This is a genomic window from Endozoicomonas sp. ONNA1 (assembly GCF_024606325.1).
Classification (GTDB): Bacteria; Pseudomonadota; Gammaproteobacteria; order Pseudomonadales; family Endozoicomonadaceae; genus Endozoicomonas_A.
This window is the reverse complement of the sequence record NZ_JAHHPN010000308.1, coordinates 1-1506: the sequence shown is the minus strand read 5'-3', so window position 1 is coordinate 1506 and position 1506 is coordinate 1. Positions and strand designations below refer to the sequence as shown.

General features: G+C 51.1%; 2 protein-coding genes. Both read right to left on the bottom strand.

What is annotated here, in order from left to right; translation table 11 throughout:
* Positions 1–133: 133 nt before the first annotated feature.
* Complete coding sequence (locus tag KDK19_RS07270; RefSeq protein ID WP_257253875.1) at positions 134–583, bottom strand: YcgN family cysteine cluster protein; 450 nt, start codon at positions 581–583, stop codon at positions 134–136.
* Between the two features lie 394 nt (positions 584–977).
* A partial coding sequence (locus KDK19_RS07265) for a hypothetical protein (protein WP_257291643.1) occupies positions 978–1506 on the bottom strand: 529 nt, incomplete at its 5' end.

The following is a 1506-nucleotide window of genomic DNA, read 5'->3' as shown; positions in this document are numbered from 1 at the left end:
CTCAATTTCTTGCAATCCTCGCTACGGACGCTTAAGTCCGACAGGCTGCTAGTCCCGGCAACCTGACACGGCCATTCCAGCTGACGCCTTCGGCGGAGCTGAATGTCGTCGGGGATAGCGGGGGCTGCCCGACTCAGCGCTCGACGGGCTGCAGGGGGATAATGTAATCTTCCCAATCCTCTTCAGGCACTGAGCTTTCTGATTGCGCAAACGCCCCGATGGAAATGCCAGCCAAATGAACGCTGTCCGGGTTTCCGGATATCAGAGGGTGCCAGTCGCAAAGCGGTTTGCCTTCGGCCAGAAGTCGATAGGCACAGGTGTCTGGCAGCCAGTGAAAATGAGGAATATCACTGGCTGTCAGCTTAAGGCATTCAGGGACTTTTTCCTTGCGGTGTTCATAATCTGAACACTGGCAGCTATGAATATCCAGCAGCTTGCAGGCCAGAGAGGTGTAGTGAACCTCTCCTGTATCCTCATCTTGCAGCTTTTGCAGGCAGCAGCGACCGCAGCCATCACAGAGGCTCTCCCATTCATCAGGAGTCATCTGTTCGAGGGATTTGGTCTGCCAGAAAGAGGTTGTCATACCGCAATAGTGTTCATTTAATGTGAAGTAGTGCAATTACCGGCAGAAAGTAACGAACTAATAGCCATGAAGCAACTCTAATTCCTGACAACTCTCACAAACATCAAGAGCAACTTCCAATAATAAAGGGTCTCGCCTTTTTAGAAGAATGCTCTTTTCTGAGTTTTTGCAGGGCAGTCAAAGAAGTAAACAGTTCGAATACAGGCCGGGCGTTGTTGGCGTCCAGAAAACGCAACTGATCAGCTCCTGCATCCATGCAGTTGTGCGGTTGCGATAAATTGGCCTGAAAATTCATGCTCCCTCGTCAAATAGCTCGCTATTCTCCTCGGGATCAGAAATTTTTATCCTTAATTTCTCGCAACCTTCGCTACGGACACATAAGTTCGACAGGCTGCTAGTCTTTCCATTTCGGCCAGTTGAAAATCGCTTTCACTTGCTCATATTGGGGCAAGCCTCTTGACGTAGACATGGACGAGAAAGCGCGGAACAGCTCCTCATTGAATCCATGCTCATACTGCTGGTCTTTCGATTCCAGCCGACTCAGCGTGTCTTTCACTTCCTGCTGATGCTTGGGCAAGCCTCTGCCATGATTCCTGGACGCGTAGTAGAGGAACAGCGCCGTATTGAACTTGTCATCCCGTCTCCATTCAAGCCAGCCCAGCACCACTGTCACTTCCTCATGTTTGGGGAAGCCTTTGCCATGATTCATGGACGAGAGGGCGAGGAACAGCTCCGTATTGAACCGGCCATCCTGGTCTCTCCATTCCGGCCAGTCCAGCATTAGTCTTACTTCTACGTGTTTGGGAAAGCCTCTGCCATGATTCATAGACGAGACGGCAAGGAACAGCTTCGTATTGAACTCGCCATCCTGGTCTCTCCATTCCGGCCAGCTCAGCAGCACTGCCACTTCCTCATGTTTGGGA